Raw genomic sequence first — 17,557 nt, 5'->3', positions numbered from 1 at the left:
ATCCTTAAATTTCGTGAATTCGCTATACACCAGCAAATGCTTGATGAAGATTTGCTTGTTTATATTGCCCGTTATGGAACACCAATGGATTTCCAAGCTGATTACGGCAGGCTTCAATTTGTCCCACAATAATGTAGTGATCCCCAGCTTCATGAAGCTCATACTGACGACAAACAAAAGTGGTTAAGGATTTATTTAGAATGGGGATGCCCATATACTCATCAACGTCATCTAAGCCTTCGAATTTGTCATCAGAAGATTTTGAGAAATGCTTAGACTCTTGATACTGATCTTCACTCAAGATATTGATGGCAAAATATTCTGCCTGTTTGAAATCTTCGAAATGTGTCGCAGATTTTGCGATGTTCCATAAAATTAAAGGTGGATCAAGCGATACAGAAGTAAATGAGTTCGCTGTCATTCCAATTTTTTTATGATTTGAATCTAATGCAGTTACTACTGTAATCCCAGTTGCATACTGACCTAAGAGTTGGCGTAACGAGCGTTGCTCCAACTGTATTACAGGTGTCATTTCATTTAACATGATCATAATCCTTCATCTTAATTCTGATTGTCAGAATGAGTTCCTTTATTCGCCAATCGGTTTATTTTCACTGGATGGCCAAGTTGGCATCAGTTCATTTGAGGGTAAAGTTTCATCTAAAAGTTTCTTGGCAGTTTCAACACCTGCAACAGGTAGTCCAGTTGGATCTAATACGCCAATTTGCACCAGTAAACTTGCCTGATCCCAATAGATATGCTCATGACATAGTTTCGGTCCACGGAACTTGATAATGCCGAGCATTGGAATCTCTACATATTTTCCCGTCGGTTTAATTCCAGGAATTAACCAATCAATTTCCTCATCATGAGTAAAACTCATAATGAATTCATCAACGACTTGAGTTGCGCCTACAGTTCGTGAAATAGGCGTCAGTTTCATATCTTTTGGATTGTTATGAACAAAATGGTATTGATAGAAGCGAGCTAATTGTTTGTAGCCGACGCCACCTGTCAATGTTGGAATGTGATTGACATAAGGCTCTGCCACCATTGTTGCCATCGTGTCTGGAACATTTCGAGTGTCAAATTCAAATCGAACATGCTCTTCCCATAGCGCAGCAAGGTCGTAATTTGGTCCTATTGCTTTGCGTAAAGCTGTAATGGTTCTTTCATGTGCCATGAGTGCACTAGGCTTGTGATAATGCATACTCTGTGGGCGAGCAAAGGCATGATCGACATCTGGATAAATATATGTTTCGACTTTTGAGTTGTTTTGCAGAGCAAGTAGGATTTGTTCACGAGTGTTAGAATCACAGAATTGATCTTGTTCAGCAAAATGAAGAACCAGTTTGGATTGAATGTTGACTGCTTCTTCTAGGTTTTGCTCGATTCCTACACCGTAGTAAGAAACAGAACACTTTAAATCTGGAATGCGGCAAGCTGCGAGATATGCCAATTTACCGCCTAGGCAGTATCCGACCAATCCAGTACCTGCATCTTGATCAACTGTTTCAAGGGATTTGAGTGTTTCAATTGTAGATTTGATATCCTCAATACCCAGATCTTGATTAAATTGAGTATATAAGTCATATGCTTTTTGAAAGTCTTCTTCGGTATAACCGAGTTCTACATTAGGTTGAATACGCCAAAATAAATCAGGAACAATAACGGTATAACCTTCTTCAGCCAAAAAGTCTGCCTTTTGACGCATAACTTCATTAACACCGAAAATTTCCTGACATAACACAAGACCAGGACCTTTACCTGCTTCAGGTACTGAAAGATATGCTTTAAACGAACCTGCTGATGAATGTACATCAATATATGAACCAGCCATCTCGATAATCTCCTTTACTGTTGAACTTATCATCGGCATCAGCAGGATTTTTGACTATCCAAATAGAGTTCAAGTTTTATCCGTTTTAGGTCCCTTCATCGATATGCATCTGTTAAAAAAGCTACCACTTGCTTACTTTTAAGCAGCTTGAGTCGTGGAGAAGGTGCTAAAATAGAGTGGGCATATGAGGATCGATTCAGTGGATATTTTTCCAATTTCATTAAAATTGCAGCAGCAACCTTGTTTGATTGTCGGTGGAGGGCATATTGCATATCGCAAAGCACTGTTACTGCAAAAATCAGGAGCAAAAATTTCGGTTATTTCACCTGAGATTGAGGCGCAACTTTTAGAAATTGTCGAGAAAAGCTCTGGTCAATATATTCAAGCTCATTTTGAAGATCACGATTTAAAATTAAACGATTACCGTTTAGTGATTGCTGCCACAGATCAGCCTTTAGTGAATCAACAAGTTTTTGAAGAATGTGAAAACTTAAATGTATTGGTGAATAGTGTTGATGATCCACCACATTGCCGATTTATGGTCCCTGCAATTGTTGATCGCTCTCCACTTGTTATTTCAATTGCGAGTAATGGGACATCCCCAGTATTGTCCAGACAGATTAGAACTCAACTTGAGACTGTAATCCCGCATGGAATCGGAACATTAGCTAAAATCTCTGGTGAATGGCGACAAAGTGTAAAACAAAAAATTGAAAATCCTGATGAACGCCGTATCTTTTGGGAAGAGCTGTATGCTGGACCTTTCAAAGAGCGTGTATTTAATAATAATCTGGCTGAAGCAGAAAAAATTATTCATCAGTCTTTAATAGAATGGAACAAACCCAAAGGTGAAGTTTATTTAGTTGGGGCAGGTCCAGGTGATCCCGAGCTTCTCACACTCAAAGCTTTAAGGTTGATGCAACAAGCAGATGTTGTGATTTATGACCGTTTAGTTTCTGGTGCTATTATGGAGTTATGCCGCCGGGATGCTGAAAAAATCTATGTGGGTAAAGCAAGGTCAAATCATGCTGTTCCACAAGAAGGTATTAATGCTTTACTCGTGAAATATGCGAATGAAGGCAAACGTGTCTGCCGTTTAAAAGGAGGAGATCCTTTTATTTTTGGGCGAGGTGGTGAGGAAATTCAAGAACTCTATGAGGCAGGAATTTCATTTCAGGTCGTTCCCGGAATTACCGCAGCATCAGGGTGTTCAGCATATGCGGGTATCCCTTTAACTCATCGTGATTACGCACAAAGTGTTCGCTTCTTGACTGGACATTTGAAGGAAGGTTCTCCTGAACTTCCATGGAATGAACTCGTGTATGAACACCAAACATTGGTACTGTACATGGGGCTTGTTGGATTAGAAAAAATCTGTGAAAAGCTTATTCAACATGGTCAACGAGCAGACATGCCTGTTGCTTTAATTTCTAAAGGTACGACACCAGAACAAAAAGTTGTTGTGGGGACTTTGGCAGATATCGCTTCGAAAGTGTTAGAAAATCAAATTCAGGCGCCAACTTTGACCATTATTGGTGAGGTGGTGAAATTAAGAGAACAGTTGAAATGGCAAGACGAACTGTAAAAGTCTGCTATAAAGTTGAGAAATTATTGTGATTCATGTTGTTTTATACGAACCAGAAATTCCTGCAAATACAGGAAACATTATCCGTTTATGTGCAAATACAGGAGCACAATTACATTTGGTCAAACCGCTAGGTTTTGAGCTGGATGATAAGAAGTTAAAGCGTGCTGGATTAGATTACCATGAATGGGCTCGCATGCAGATATGGGATAATATTGAAGCATGTCTGGAAAATCTAGCGAGTCAAGGTGTGGATCAAGATTCGATTTATCCTTTAACGACCAAAGGTACCGAAACACCACATACCTCGAATCTGAATAGGCCAGTTGCTTTACTCATGGGGCCTGAAACGCGTGGACTACCTGAACATGTCCGTATGATGTTCCCAAAGCAACATTGGATTCGTTTGCCCATGGCGCCAAATTCTAGAAGCTTAAATTTATCTAATGCTACGGCAGTGATTGTTTATGAAGCATGGCGACAACAAGGATTTAAAGATTTAACTTAAGTCAGTAAGGTCATCGAAAGGTGACCTTTTTTAATGCATAAAAGTTTAGTAAAACTTGGCTAATATAATGAAATATTCATTAAGAATAAAATTAAAATAATGATTTTAAATACGATTTGATTTTATATTTCGGGAATCCAATTTTTTTGAGTAAAAGTTTAAAAAATATACAAAATGGTCAAATTTTTTATTTGTTAATGAATTTAATATTTATATAAAACAGAGTGTTAGGTTTTATTTTTGTTGATCTTAAACTAGCTGTCATCCAAACGAGATATTAGAAATTCGACCAATTGGTATATTTGTTGCTTAGTTAAAGTGAATATATGGTTCCGATAAATTTGATAGACGAACTGTGATTTGTACTTAAACGAAATGAATTTATCATTGTACAGCCAATGTCTAAAGATGTTCGACATTGGCTCACATTACCAATGGGGTGGTATGTGATGAAAGAGAATTGGTTTTCCAAATTTACTCCTTTTCAAGGGGATATTGAAAAAACTCCCGTTGCCATGAACGAGTACTTGCCTGCAGGACAAAGTATTGTACTTGGACTTCAACATACATTTGCCATGTTTGGTGCAACAGTGTTGGCACCGCTGCTCATGGGGTTTGATCCTAGTCTAACGATCCTGTTATCTGGTATTGGCACGATATTATTTTTCCTTATCACAGGTGGGAGAGTGCCAAGCTATCTTGGGGGGAGTTTTGCTTTTATTGGTGCTGTGATTGCTGTAACAGGCTATACCGGTTCAGGGTTAAATCCAAATATTGGGATTGCCTTAGGTGCAATAGTGGTATGTGGCATTTTCTATGCCTTGATGGGTTTGCTTGTAATGAAAACGGGTTCTCAATGGATGGAGAATCTTTTACCACCAGTTGTTGCTGGTGCAATCATTATGATTGTTGGATTAAATTTAGCACCTGGGGCGATTAAAGCCGTATCAGGTAATGAGTTTGATACATGGATGGCTTTGTTGACCGCAATGTGTATTGGTGGTGTCGCAGTATTTACAAGTGGAATGTTGAGACGATTATTGCTATTGGTGGGTTTGATAGTTTCGTATCTTGTATATTTTGTTTTAGCTAACATGATGGGAATGGGTAAACCAATCGATTTTAGCTCGGTTTCAAATGCGGCATGGTTTGGTTTACCAACTTTATATCAACCTGAATTTCAAATGAATGCAATTCTGCTGATTCTACCTATCGCATTTATTCTTATTGCTGAAAATCTTGCGCATTTCAAAGTTGTAAGTGAAATGACAGGCAAAAATATTACGCCTTATATGGGGAGAGCATTTTTGGCAGATGGGGTATGTACCTCTATGTCTGGTGCTGTAGGAGGAACTGGATTAACTACATATGCAGAGAATATTGGGGTCATGGCGGCAACGCGTATTTACTCTACAGTGGTTTTTGTAATTGCGGGTATTGTCGCCATTATTCTGGGATTATCACCAAAATTTGGAGCACTCATTAGCACATTACCTGTCGCAATTTTGACAGGGACTTCAATGATTGTTTTCGGCTTAATTGTAATCGCTGGTGCGAAAATCTGGATCGAAAATAAAGTCGATTTTACTCAAAACGGCAACATTATTGTGGCATCAGTGACTGTGATTATGGGCGCAGGGAACTATTCGATTATGGTTGGTGGACTTGATCTCGGCGGCATTACAACGGCGACATTTGCTGGAATTATTCTAAATCTGATTTTTAATCGAGCTAAGCAAAAGCAGAATCAAATAGTAGCAGAGGTTGTACCAGAAAAAACTTAAGTTTGAGACTTAGCTTTTAAGACAAATTTTAGTCAATCCTAAATTGTCGAAAGTTTCAGCAAGATAATGAAAACGTAAAAGATGTATACCTGATACAAGGGGATAAAAATGGGAATACCAGTAATTGATTTAGCAGGCGTAGATATAAACAAACCAGAAAGTGAGGCGACTAAACGTGCAGTTGCTGAACTGAGAAAAGCTGCGATGCATTCAGGTTTTTTCTATGTGAAGAATCATACAGTTCCTTTAGAAATGATGACGCGACAGTTTGCATTAGCAAAAGAATTATTGGCGCTTCCAGAAGACGTTAAGCAAAAATATGATGTACGTAATTTTTTTGGATTCCGTGGATTTGATAAACTAAATGGTCAGCAATTAGACCCTTACGGCAAGCCAGATTATAAAGAAGGGTTTTATTGTGGTCGTAATTATCCTCAAGATCATCCTTTTGCAATCGCTAAATATCAAAACTATGGTCCAAATCAGTGGCCTGAAGAATTACCTCAATGTGAATTGATTTGTCAGGAGTACATCGATGAAATGTATAAACTGGCAAATTTTCTGATGCAACTTTTGGCATTAACGTTAAATCTGCCATCGAACTATTTTGATGCTTCTAGTAAAGATCCTATGGGAACCTTACGTATGTTGCGTTATCCACCTACACCTAGAGATGATGATGAAACATATGGCGTTGGCGCGCATACAGATTGGGGGTCAGTCACCATTTTGGCACAAGATCAAATAGGCGGATTAGAAGTGTGCATGCCTGACGGAGAGTGGGTTGCAGCACCACCAATTGAAGGTACATTTGTAGTTAATCTAGGTGATATGATTCCAAAATGGACCAATGGTCTATATCACTCCAATCCACATCGAGTAAAAAATAGTTTTTCAAATGGTGCTTATCGTTACTCAATTCCATTTTTTTATGAACCAGACTATCACGCTGTGATTGAGCCAGTTCCAGGAACATTGAAAGAAGGTGAATTACCTTTATATGCACCATGTACAGTAGGGGAGCATTTAGAAGAAATGTATAATCGTTCATATAAAAAAGCGGAAGAGAATGCAGTAGCTTAAATCTCGCGATACAAAAAAAGCATTATCTATATAATGCTTTTTTTTAATTATTCTAATGATTTATGAGCGATATTGATTGATAAAGTCCTCAGAACTTAGCCCTTTTTTAGCATAATGAATTGATGCTCTTTCCGCATATATTTGTCTAATATAGCGCGCTATGTCGCAGCTATCTGCAAACATATTATATTTCCAACCCAAACCATAGGACCATAAATTAATATTATCCACGGTCATGATTTCAATATTTGTATCCTCATGATCCAAATAATGGTCAATCATCTTGCGAATGACCTCTTGGGTGCAGCTTAATTTATATGCATGCCATTCATCATGGGGACACGCATTTTTTGGTGGCTGCCTAAATGGGTATTGAATGCCTCTTCCAGGGCGATTAAGACCGTGACCTTCCCATGGACTGTATTCTTGGGACCATGTATTTAATGGCCCGTTTGGAACCGCAGGACGTATTTGCCCCCAATGTACCAAATTTTGATTTAACCAATCATCTGCAAAACTATCGCAGTTGAAAGGATCAAGCTTTCTAATCGCTTCTTGGTCATGTTGAAAAGAGATATAAGATTCGATTGGATTTTCGATTTTGAAAATACAGTGGCTATAGTCCATCGCCATTTTAAATGGAATACCTTGATGATTGACTAAAGCTGCAACTTTCTCTACCCGGCGATAATCTTCAGACCAATTATCTACGTGATTTTCAAAGGTAATGGTTATACCCTTACTTTGAGCATACTCATAAAAATATAAATAGGCATCAGCAACTTGTTGATCATTAAGATAGTTGAATTTACTGTCTTTTGCTGCAAGCATAATGTTGTGGTATTTGGCGCCTACGGCACATGATAGCTCGATATTTTCTTTGAATATTTTTTCATGTTCTCCCCAAATATAGCATCCGTAACCTGAATAAACTGGAATATTGTATTTTTGACTCCCTTTAATGTAATCATCAATCATTTCACGATGAGTCGGAATGTGATCGATAAAATCCCACACGCTCGATTCTGCAAGTAGATCGAATTTTTCCATTATTGATGGTTCTTTAAGAGATACTGGATGTTCAAATGATGAGGCTTGTATGCCTAGTCCAGCACAGCCTAATGGAAACATTTTTTTCATAAATTCAATACCAAAAATATATAATTAAATCAGTGAATTGATAATGCAAAAAAAATGCCTTAATCCCTTAATATTTCAATCTATTACATTATTAAAATGGCTTTTTTAAAATATCAGTTGTCTAATACGAACATAAATTTATCGAAATAAATTAGATACGGGGATGTATGATTAAAAACATTAAAAAATACAGCTATGGAATTATAGTAATCATCTGTGCAGGAATGACGACCTCTAAAGTGATGGCACAAAATGAAAATAAAGAACAAGCGGATTTAAATAATATTAATCCATTGACTCAACAGGAAATCGATCAAGCATTAGCTCAGATGAAAGTAAAAATGTTCAAAAATTTGGAAAATTGGAGTACGGCGTTAAAACGAAATGATTTCGAGCGGACAGGAAAAAATTTGGTGTTAAAAAGTAAGAAACAGCTTGAATTATGTCATATATATCAAGCTTCTGTAGATGAAACATATTCTTTAGCGCAAAAAAATCGCCATCGTATGTCTATAGATGAACAGAAAATTGTGGATGATCGAAACAGGTTTATTGAGTATTTGGGATTCAAAGATAATCAAATTGATACTAAATTAGGTTTTAGTTGTCGATTAATTTAAAAAAGCACGGATGAAGAATCCGTGCTTTTTAAACTCTAGAAACGGTAACCAATTTTAAAGCTATATCCAATAGCTGTATTGTCTTTAAAATCTGCATCATAGCGATCGGTTCCGAACCAACTAGCAGATTGAGCTTTTGCATCACCTAACCAAAAATATCGTGCACCCGCTTGAATGAATGTATTTTTATTAAAGCTGTACTGACCACCTAATCCTGCACTCCAAAAACCTTCAGATGGACCTAAAGTTGAAACATATTCACCTGCACCAGAGTCCCATCCTCCGATAATGGTCAATGCGAGTTTTTCATTTAATTTTCTTGCAATACCGAATGTTGCAGATATTTGATCTTTTTCATAAGCGATTAAGTCGAAACCACGAGGTCCTTTACCTTGTCCCTCCGTAATAGAAGAAGTTAAAACTCCAAATTTGTATGGACGGATTTTGAACTCAGACCAATCTACCCAACGTAAATTGATATAAGCTAATGTATCAGCCATGATACCTGATTGGAAATCTAGGTTAACTGATTGTGGAGTTGATGCTGAGGTTTTACCTTCTGTATATTGGTAGTCGGTACCAAGTGCCCCAATTTTATCTACAATATGCCACCCAGGATGTACAATAGGTAATGTATCTGTAATCACTTCAGGCATACTTTCTTCAGCTTGAACTGAATAAGAAATTTTTGATCTGTAGGTTAATGAAGCTCTTAATGCAATTTCAGGAATTTGAAATGCAGCACCCGCTAGCCAACCAAAAGCACCTTCTTCAGGCATACTTGCTTTATAGCCTTGATAATCTTTTCTTGTATCACGACCAAGAAGATCTCTTGAACCTGTACCTTTTTCCTTAAAAGTACTACACAGTGCTACACCACTAGTCTGTGAATTACATAAATAACCTCCCAACAGACTGTAAGCAGTTCCTTGTAAACTAAGATCACCTTTTACTGTTTGATAAACTGGGCCTGCATAAAAATTAAGGTGTTCATTAGGTTGGAAGCCTACGACTAGAGATAAACTATTTGTCGAAACTTCAGCCTCTGTACTGCCATACTCACTGTGAAATGCACCATATTTTGTCGCAGATTCAAGGTCACCTAATGGCAATCGTCCTGAGCTGTTGACTCTGGAATGTTTTTTATCAGAATTTGAATAAGAGGCTTTTGCTCCGAAAGGTTGGTCATAAATTAAACCTAATGAAATATTGTCAGTCACTTGAAATTTTAAATTAATATTTGCAAATCCGAACGTGTCTGCAATATCACTTAAATTTGAGCCCGCAATTTCCCCACCTGCGTTAATATCATCTGCTGTAGGCATATTCCAACCATTCGGGTCTCTTAATCCTGCAGATGCAGGGCCCGAAGGTTCAGTTCTCATTGTTCCTGAAAGATCAGCATCCAAAATTGAATAACTAAAATCTACATAGTTTCCTGGCTGTAAAAAGCCATTCATCGATTGGCCTGAACGATCCATAGCTGCAGCATAAGCGCCCGCGGTTGGAAACATTGCGACCAAAATCGCCCCAGTAAGTGTATTCAAACGCATTATTACATTCCCTGTGTAATGAATATTATTAGAGCTTTTACTCAAATATTTTGCTCTTTATACACATCGTGTAATTTTTGGTCAATGAGTATCCTGACAAATATGTAATTTTTTGCCAATCATTTTTTATTTAATTTCATGTATTTGCGTTTAAATGTGTTATTTGTCTCATTATTTTGAAATAAAGCTGCCTATTAGGATGTAGAGTTTATTTTTTAAATCAGAAATTTTGATTGATGTTTGATCATTTTGGTCAATTTGCATAATAAAAAAAGGCGCCTAAGCGCCTTTTCTAAAAAATCAATTTTTAACGATCATTAAACTCATCATGTTGAGGAGCAGGGTATTTAAAGCCTTTGGTTTTATAACCTAAATACAAAATACCACCAATCGCCCAAATCAAACCATATTTAAGCGATGCTTGATCGACCTCAAGCCACAATGCAAATACTGCAATAAAGCCGAGTAATGGTACGATAACGAAATTAATAATTTCTTTCGCTGTTTTAGTACGACCATCGCGTAACGCATACCGTGAGATAACAGATAAGTTCACAAAGCTAAATGCTGTTAAAGCACCGAAGCTAATTAATGAAATGACAAAGTCTAAATCCATAAAACCAGCGGTTAATGCGACTGCACCTACAATCATGATGTTATATGATGGAGTGAAGTTTTTAGGGCTGATGTGACCAAAAATTTTCTTATTGATGACACCATCGCGTCCCATAACATACATGAGGCGTGATACACCTGCATGTGCAGAAATACCTGATGCCATAACAGTAATGATGGCAAATGCAAGTACATAAGACTGGAACAAAGATCCACCAACCAACAACAAAATTTCAGGTTGAGTTTCTGCAATATTCTGGAAGTATGATCCCGGATTATTAGGGAAATAGATCTGCATGAAATAAGTGCTGACGATAAAGATAATCCCTGCAATTAACGCAGTTAAGAAAATCGCTTTTGGTAGCGTTTTCTCAGTATCTTTAGTTTCTTCAGCGAGAGAACTGAGTGAGTCAAATCCTGTGAATGAGAAGCAGAGTAATGTCGCACCTGTGATTAAGGCACCCACTGAAGTTAACTCATTCCAAAATGGTTCTAAACTCCAAAGTTGGTAGCGTTGTTCAGCAGAGATTGGACCATCCGCGTTATATCCCATTTGGAGCTTGGTATAGACCATCCATGTAAATACAGCGATCACAATTAATTGTACGAATACAATTATGCTGTTGAAATTTGCAACAAATCGCGCACCACGAAGGTTAATACCTGTCATAAATGCTGTTAACACAATGACCCAGACCCAATGATTGACATCAGGGAATAAAGCCTCAAGATAAATCACCGCAAGGATGATGTTGACCATAGGTGAGAGCAGGTAATCTAACCATGATGACCAGCCAACCATAAAACCAACGTTAGGGTGGATAGATTTTTGAGCATAGGTATACGCTGAACCTGAAGATGGATATCTACGGATCATATGACCATAACTCAATGAAGTCAGCAGGATTGCAACAAGTGCGAAAATATATGATGTAGGAACGTGGAAATTACTTTCTTCTGATACCAAACCGAAAGTATCAAACAACGTCATTGGCTGAATATAAGCTAAACCGATAATAATGATGTGCCAGAGTCCTAGCGTTTTTTGCAGTTTAGCTGCCGATTGAGTCCCAGTTATATTAGTCAACGGCTTTATCCTCTTAATCGTTGATCAAGGATCAGTCAAATCAATTAAGGATCGTTTGAGACGAACGATCCCCCCTAATGTTTTTTCAAAAGTGCGCCAATCTAAACCATATTGGTGCAGTTTGTCAGTAGTTTGTGTGAGTTTTTTAGCAGGATTTATGCCAAAAGTATTGAACTCATGAGTTAAAACAACTAACAAATGAAAAGCCTGATGTCTAAAAAAACATCAGGCTAGTTTTAAGCGTATCTTTACTTATTTTGAGAAATTTACCAAGCTTTTTCTAAGATAGATTTTAAATCTTTTAATGTTGCTTCTTTAGGGTTGAAAATGATTGATCCGTCATTTAACGCTTTTTCGGCAACTTCATCTAATTGAGATTGCGTAACTTTGCCTGTCTCACGTAATGTACGTGGCAGTTTAGTTAAATCATAAATTCGATCACGCATTGTGTTGATAATCGCAATAGCTTTATCTGCACGTTGATTTGCTGGTGTCTGTGCATAGATATCAGTACCTGCAAGCGGTAATAACAGATCAGCAATCTTATCGCCATTCACATCCTTGTTGTAATCAAGCACATAAGGGAGGAATAAGTTCATGCACAAACCATGTGGTAAGTGAGCAACTGCACCTAGAGCGTGTCCAAGGGAGTGAACAATACCGACCATTGCGTTTGAGAATGCAATACCAGCCATGGTTGATGCTTGAGCAAGTTCTAAACGGGCATCAGCATCTTTTGGATTTTCCAAAACTTTAAACAAGTTTTCACTAATTTTTTTAATTGCAGCAGTAGCGTAAGCATCACTGATAGGATTCGCTGCCAAACACGTATAGGCCTCAACTGCATGTGTCATTGCATCCATTCCTGTCATTGCTGTCAGGTGTGGAGGTAATGTTAAAGTCATACGTGGATCTAAAATTGCAGCACTAGGCATTAAATATTTTGAAGCAAATGCCATTTTTTGATTATTCGCTGTATCTGAAACCACAGCAACCATCGTGACTTCAGAGCCTGTACCTGATGTTGTTGGGATAACAAAAAAAGGCTTTAATGGGCGAGGTAGGTTGTGAGCTCCTGAATATTTCAGCAGATCATCGCCTCCTTCGGAGACGAGAATATTGGCAGCTTTTGCTGTGTCGATGACTGAACCACCCCCAATTGCAATGATGGCATCGCATTGATTGTTACGATACATCTCAGTCACGGCTTTTACTGTTTCTAAACTTGAGTCCGGTGGAACTTCATCAAAAATTGAGCCAATTTTTACTTCTGTCGCTGCAAAAGCAGCTTCCACTGGTTCAAGTAGACCATTGGCACGTACGCCTTTGTCTGTGATGATGAGTGGTTTTTTTGAACCCATTGAATCTAGCTCAAATGGAATGTGTTCAAGCGCAGCATTACCAGCAATCACTTTAACTGGACAGAAAAATTCATAATATGGTTTAGCCATGCTTAAGCACTCCCTTTAATATATGACTGAGCAACTTTGAGATAAATATTTGCTGCACCTGTCAATTTTTCTTTTAATGACAGATTGACTGGATATTCTTTGACTGCAAGTTCAGCGACTAATTTTGGAAGAATAAGGGCTTCCATTTTATTCAGACAACGCACTAAACGTATTGCATGACCTAAATCGCCATCAGCAATCATACGGTCATTTGCAAATGCTTGTGCAGTACTTTCTTGGAAAGAAAATACCAAAAAAGCATGATGCATATGTTTAAAGGTAATCGTTAAATCTGGTTTTTTTGATGCATGGTCGATTAAGACAAGTTGATGTTGTGGATTCACTTGTGCAATAAATGCTGCATCACTGTTGAAAACGTCCATTGAAATCGTGAAGCCGACAGGAAATTTAGCAATTTCCTGTTTTATTTCTTCATCGACTTGACTTGCCATCGCTAAGCCTCTGCCAATCACGTCAAGCATGAGTTTGACATAAGCTTGTTCTAGCGCGGGCTTTACAGAGTTAATAGAAATCACTCACTTGTCCCTTATCACATAGTTTTATAATTTAGAGTAAATACTCTAAAATTATCTAATGACAAAGTAAAGGAGTTTTAATGATCATTCACGATAATTTGACTGAACAGGTCACTTTTTTTTAGATAGGCAATGAGGTCTTGAACTAACATATCAAAACTTGGGTAGGGATTTATCAAATCAGAGATTCTGACCATTTCAAGACCTGCATAACCACATGGATTAATAGTTTGGAAGCCTTCCAGGTCACAATCTATATTAAGTGAGAGTCCATGATAACTGCGACCTTTTCGGATTTTAAAGCCCAGAGATCCAATTTTTCTACCATCAACATAAACACCAGGTGCATCTGGTTTAGCATAAGCTTCGATACCGTATTTTTTTAATAAATCGATCATGACATTTTCTGCATAGCTGACTAAAGTACGGACATTCCAGCCTAATCGATTTAAATCAAACATAAAATATGCAACTAATTGTCCTGGACCATGCCAAGTGACTTGTCCACCACGATCAGTTTGAACAACTGGGATATGGCTAGGCACTAATATATGTTCTGGTTTGCCAGCTTGTCCTTGGGTAAGCACAGAATTGTGCTGCAAAATCCAAAATTCATCTGCTGTTTGTTCGTCACGCTGTTCTGTCATCAGCTTCATTTCTTGGAAGCGATCTTCATAAGAAGTGGTTTGGGTATAGTGACGAATAATCAATTGAGGTTTGGTTTTGACATCCACGGAGGTTAAGGCTCAAATTCAAAAATGAGTTTTATTATAGACAATATTGTTGAATTAAGTGTGACCTAGGCACATACTTGATGAATAATTAACAAACATAAAAAAACACGCATGAAGCGTGTTTTTTTATTAAAGTGCAGTTTTAATTAAAGGGCAAGCAGCCAAGTCTGCATATACTTGATGTACTTGCTCAAGCTCTTCAAAACGAAGTTGCGCAGTAATTGAATGATACTTGCCTGTACGCGATGGTGTCACTGTCATTGCATTCCCATCAAAATCAGGGAAATGTTTAACAAAAATGTCATTCACGGCTTTGCGTAAATCCTCACCTGCAAGACCAATCAATTTAATTGGATAATCCATCGGAAACACCCAAAGATGTTCTTGTAGTTCGCGTGATGGAGTGCGATCGATCATGTCAGTCATAGGACACCTCATTAGTAAAAATACCTGCTAGGCGCAGGTATTTAGAATTATTTGCTACATGCTTTATATTATGGGGGAGTGTCCCCCATATTCAAGCCTGTATTATCCTATGGATAGATTAGTCATTCTCAAGGAACGAGCGTAAATGTTCAGAACGCGATGGATGACGTAATTTACGTAACGCTTTTGCTTCGATCTGTCGAATACGTTCGCGTGTTACATCAAACTGTTTACCAACTTCTTCCAACGTGTGGTCCGTCGGCATATCAATACCAAAACGCATCTTCAAGACTTTAGCTTCACGTTCAGTGAGGTTTTCAAGTACCTCACGTGTTGCTTCTTTCAAGCCTTCTGAAGTGGCAGCATCAACTGGTGAAGTGATGTTACCATCTTCAATGAAGTCACCAAGATGTGAGTCTTCATCATCACCGATCGGTGTCTCCATCGAAATTGGTTCTTTAGCGATCTTAAGCACTTTACGAACTTTGACTTCATCCATTTCAAGGCGTTCACCTAACTCTTCAGGCGTAGGTTCACGTCCCATTTCTTGAAGCAATTGACGAGATACGCGGTTGATCTTGTTAATGGTTTCAATCATATGTACAGGGATACGAATCGTACGTGCTTGGTCAGCAATTGAACGTGTAATCGCCTGACGAATCCACCAAGTTGCATAAGTCGAGAACTTATAACCACGACGGTATTCAAACTTATCTACGGCTTTCATCAAGCCGATGTTACCTTCCTGAATCAGATCGAGGAACTGTAAACCACGGTTGGTATATTTTTTCGCAATGGAGATGACCAAACGTAAGTTCGCCTCAACCATTTCTTTTTTAGCACGACGTGCTTTTGCTTCACCAATCGCCATACGTTTAGAAATATCTTTAATTTCAAGTACAGTAAGGTCTAGATCTTTTTCGATATCAGCGATTTTTTGTTGGAAAGCAAGAACGTCAGGGCGTACTTTCTCTAAGTATGGTTTTTGGTCAGCAGTGGCTTTAGCAATTTGCTCATCTAACCAAGATGGGTTTGATTCTTGACCAGGGAACGTTGTACGGAATTGAGTACGATCCATACGACCACGACGAACTGCGTAGCGCATTACTTCACGTTCTGCTGTACGAATTTGTTCATGCGTACCACGAATCATTTCAGAAATGATGTCAAACAAACGTGGTGTGAACTTAAACATCATAAAGACGGTTGCGAGCGACTCAAGAGCTGCTTTACCTTCTTTACTGTTACGACCATGTTTTGCGATCGCATCTTTAGTCGCATTCCACGCAGCTTCTAACTCTGCAAAACGCACTTTTGCGATTTCAGGGTCTGGACCTGAATCACCCTCAGAATCATCATCACTTTCAGACTCTTCTTCATCATCGTCATCAAGTTTTACATCTTTAGTTGGTTTAGTCTCTGTTTCTTCTTCAAGATCAGCATCAACTTCTTCTAAAACTTCTGGAATTTCTTCATCAGACTCTGGATCTAAATAGCCTGAAAGAATATCGGCTAAACGACGCTCGCCAGTTTCGTAATCTTTATATTCTTGTAATACAACTTCAACCGCATTTGGCCAATAAGCAATTGAGTTTAAAACGTCACGAATACCTTCTTCGATACGTTTTGCAATCTGAATTTCGCCTTCACGAGTCAACAGTTCAACTGTTCCCATTTCTCGCATATACATACGAACAGGGTCAGTTGTACGACCAGGCTCATTTTCTACAGATGCTAAAACTGCTGCTGCTTCTTCTTCAGCAACTTCGTCAGTCGTTTCTGCGCTACTACCATCAAACATTGCATCGTCAGATTCTGGCGCACGTTCGTGTACAGGAATACCGACGTCTTGAAGCATCTGAATGATATCTTCAATCTGTTCGCTTTCAGTGATCGAGTCTGGGAGATGATCGTTAACCTCAGCGTAGGTTAAGTAACCTTGTTCTTTGCCTCGGCTAATCAGAGCCGCTACTTGTGAAGTAGGGGAATGCATATCGCTCATCTTTGCTCTCTTCTCGTTGAATCTGTGGCGGGGAAAAACCGTGCATTCTAGCACAATTAACTTATCTTTAGTATCGTATTAACTCAGTATAATTGGTTTTGAAAACCAATGAATTAAGCTATTTAAGTCAATATTGGGTCAAAATTGTTCATTTCAAGCACATCATGCTTTTTATTTTAAACCAACAATAAGGCTCTGATCCTTGATTAAATAATGACATATTTTTTTGTCCAAAAAAAACTAAAATTTGTATAAATATCAGCGAAAAATAAAATAAAACTTGACAAGTATTCTGAACAAAGATAAATAGCGCCTAGCCCCATTCATTTTTTCACACATGAGGTAGTTTTAGTGTCTTCTACAGATTTTGAACTAGATGATAACTACGGTGATGATGATGTTAGTTTTGATGAAACTACGAGCAAAATTAGCGCCAAAGAATCATTAGAAAAGCGTCGCTTGATTGATGACTTACTTGCACAGCGTCGTTTAGATCGTGAATTGAAAGATCTTGAATATGATTTTGACGATGATGATTTCGACGATGATGAAGACTAAATTAGATTGGGTATCCTGATCTAAAATGTTATTCT

General features: G+C 38.1%; 17 protein-coding genes. 6 read left to right on the top strand and 11 right to left on the bottom strand.

The genetic code is table 11. The annotated features are described in order from the left end of the window. Positions 1–22 precede the first annotated feature (22 nt). Both AC1M9B_RS05780 and AC1M9B_RS05775 read right to left on the bottom strand, forming a co-directional pair. Positions 23–544: a flavin reductase family protein gene (locus tag AC1M9B_RS05780; protein WP_179997732.1), complete on the bottom strand. Its 522-nt coding sequence runs from the start codon at positions 542–544 to the stop codon at positions 23–25. Between the two features lie 45 nt (positions 545–589). Then, the gene (locus AC1M9B_RS05775; protein ID WP_481595838.1) at positions 590–1,840 is read right to left on the bottom strand and encodes a dienelactone hydrolase family protein; all 1,251 of its coding nucleotides are present in this window, start codon (positions 1,838–1,840) and stop codon (positions 590–592) included. A 199-nt stretch (positions 1,841–2,039) separates the two neighbouring features. Here AC1M9B_RS05775 and cysG point away from each other — a divergent pair, with 199 nt between their 5' ends. The 4 genes from cysG (at position 2,040) to AC1M9B_RS05755 (ending at position 6,800) form a co-directional block, all read left to right on the top strand. Continuing rightward, complete coding sequence (gene cysG, locus AC1M9B_RS05770; RefSeq protein WP_481608742.1) at positions 2,040–3,425, top strand: siroheme synthase CysG; 1,386 nt, start codon at positions 2,040–2,042, stop codon at positions 3,423–3,425. 28 nt (positions 3,426–3,453) lie between these two features. Further along, on the top strand, positions 3,454–3,933 hold the full coding sequence (locus AC1M9B_RS05765) for a tRNA (cytidine(34)-2'-O)-methyltransferase (protein WP_035267879.1): 480 nt from the start codon (positions 3,454–3,456) through the stop codon (positions 3,931–3,933). Between the two features lie 449 nt (positions 3,934–4,382). Beyond that, the gene (locus tag AC1M9B_RS05760; RefSeq protein ID WP_481597327.1) at positions 4,383–5,717 is read left to right on the top strand and encodes a solute carrier family 23 protein; all 1,335 of its coding nucleotides are present in this window, start codon (positions 4,383–4,385) and stop codon (positions 5,715–5,717) included. A 108-nt stretch (positions 5,718–5,825) separates the two neighbouring features. After that, positions 5,826–6,800: an isopenicillin N synthase family dioxygenase gene (locus AC1M9B_RS05755; protein ID WP_035267882.1), complete on the top strand. Its 975-nt coding sequence runs from the start codon at positions 5,826–5,828 to the stop codon at positions 6,798–6,800. A gap of 60 nt (positions 6,801–6,860) precedes the next feature. Here the strand turns inward: AC1M9B_RS05755 and AC1M9B_RS05750 are convergent, their stop codons facing one another. Then, the gene (locus AC1M9B_RS05750) at positions 6,861–7,940 is read right to left on the bottom strand and encodes a hypothetical protein (protein ID WP_481608741.1); all 1,080 of its coding nucleotides are present in this window, start codon (positions 7,938–7,940) and stop codon (positions 6,861–6,863) included. 167 nt (positions 7,941–8,107) lie between these two features. On the opposite strand from AC1M9B_RS05750, the gene AC1M9B_RS05745 reads away from it, so the two are divergent. Beyond that, positions 8,108–8,560: a hypothetical protein gene (locus AC1M9B_RS05745; protein WP_481608740.1), complete on the top strand. Its 453-nt coding sequence runs from the start codon at positions 8,108–8,110 to the stop codon at positions 8,558–8,560. Positions 8,561–8,595: 35 nt separating this feature from the next. Here the strand turns inward: AC1M9B_RS05745 and AC1M9B_RS05740 are convergent, their stop codons facing one another. The 8 genes from AC1M9B_RS05740 to rpoD all read right to left on the bottom strand — a co-directional run bounded on the left by AC1M9B_RS05740 (position 8,596) and on the right by rpoD (position 17,018). Further along, complete coding sequence (locus AC1M9B_RS05740; RefSeq protein WP_092766849.1) at positions 8,596–10,113, bottom strand: outer membrane protein transport protein; 1,518 nt, start codon at positions 10,111–10,113, stop codon at positions 8,596–8,598. 307 nt (positions 10,114–10,420) lie between these two features. Continuing rightward, complete coding sequence (locus AC1M9B_RS05735) at positions 10,421–11,815, bottom strand: APC family permease (RefSeq protein ID WP_481608739.1); 1,395 nt, start codon at positions 11,813–11,815, stop codon at positions 10,421–10,423. A gap of 24 nt (positions 11,816–11,839) precedes the next feature. Then, the gene (locus AC1M9B_RS05730; RefSeq protein ID WP_481594389.1) at positions 11,840–12,013 is read right to left on the bottom strand and encodes a hypothetical protein; all 174 of its coding nucleotides are present in this window, start codon (positions 12,011–12,013) and stop codon (positions 11,840–11,842) included. Between the two features lie 68 nt (positions 12,014–12,081). Then, on the bottom strand, positions 12,082–13,266 hold the full coding sequence (locus AC1M9B_RS05725) for an iron-containing alcohol dehydrogenase (RefSeq protein ID WP_481591777.1): 1,185 nt from the start codon (positions 13,264–13,266) through the stop codon (positions 12,082–12,084). Between the two features lie 2 nt (positions 13,267–13,268). Beyond that, positions 13,269–13,802 (bottom strand): hypothetical protein, encoded by a 534-nt coding sequence (locus AC1M9B_RS05720; RefSeq protein WP_035267888.1) that lies wholly within the window; start codon positions 13,800–13,802, stop codon positions 13,269–13,271. Between the two features lie 77 nt (positions 13,803–13,879). Then, positions 13,880–14,536, bottom strand: coding sequence for a lipoyl(octanoyl) transferase LipB (lipB, locus tag AC1M9B_RS05715; protein WP_035267889.1), 657 nt, complete (start codon positions 14,534–14,536; stop codon positions 13,880–13,882). A 129-nt stretch (positions 14,537–14,665) separates the two neighbouring features. Next, a complete protein-coding gene (locus tag AC1M9B_RS05710) occupies positions 14,666–14,953 on the bottom strand; it encodes a YbeD family protein (protein ID WP_035270687.1) in 288 nt (95 codons plus the stop codon). 127 nt (positions 14,954–15,080) lie between these two features. Then, positions 15,081–17,018, bottom strand: a complete 1,938-nt coding sequence (gene rpoD / locus AC1M9B_RS05705; protein WP_481597269.1) for an RNA polymerase sigma factor RpoD — start codon at positions 17,016–17,018, stop codon at positions 15,081–15,083. Positions 17,019–17,315: 297 nt separating this feature from the next. On the opposite strand from rpoD, the gene AC1M9B_RS05700 reads away from it, so the two are divergent. Next, complete coding sequence (locus AC1M9B_RS05700) at positions 17,316–17,522, top strand: PA3496 family putative envelope integrity protein (protein ID WP_092766845.1); 207 nt, start codon at positions 17,316–17,318, stop codon at positions 17,520–17,522. The last annotated feature ends 35 nt before the right edge of the window (positions 17,523–17,557 follow it).

The sequence above is a fragment of the Acinetobacter sp. ANC_7513 genome (assembly GCF_056779915.1).
Note: the sequence above shows the minus strand (reverse complement) of the source record. Positions and strands in the feature narration are given on the sequence as shown.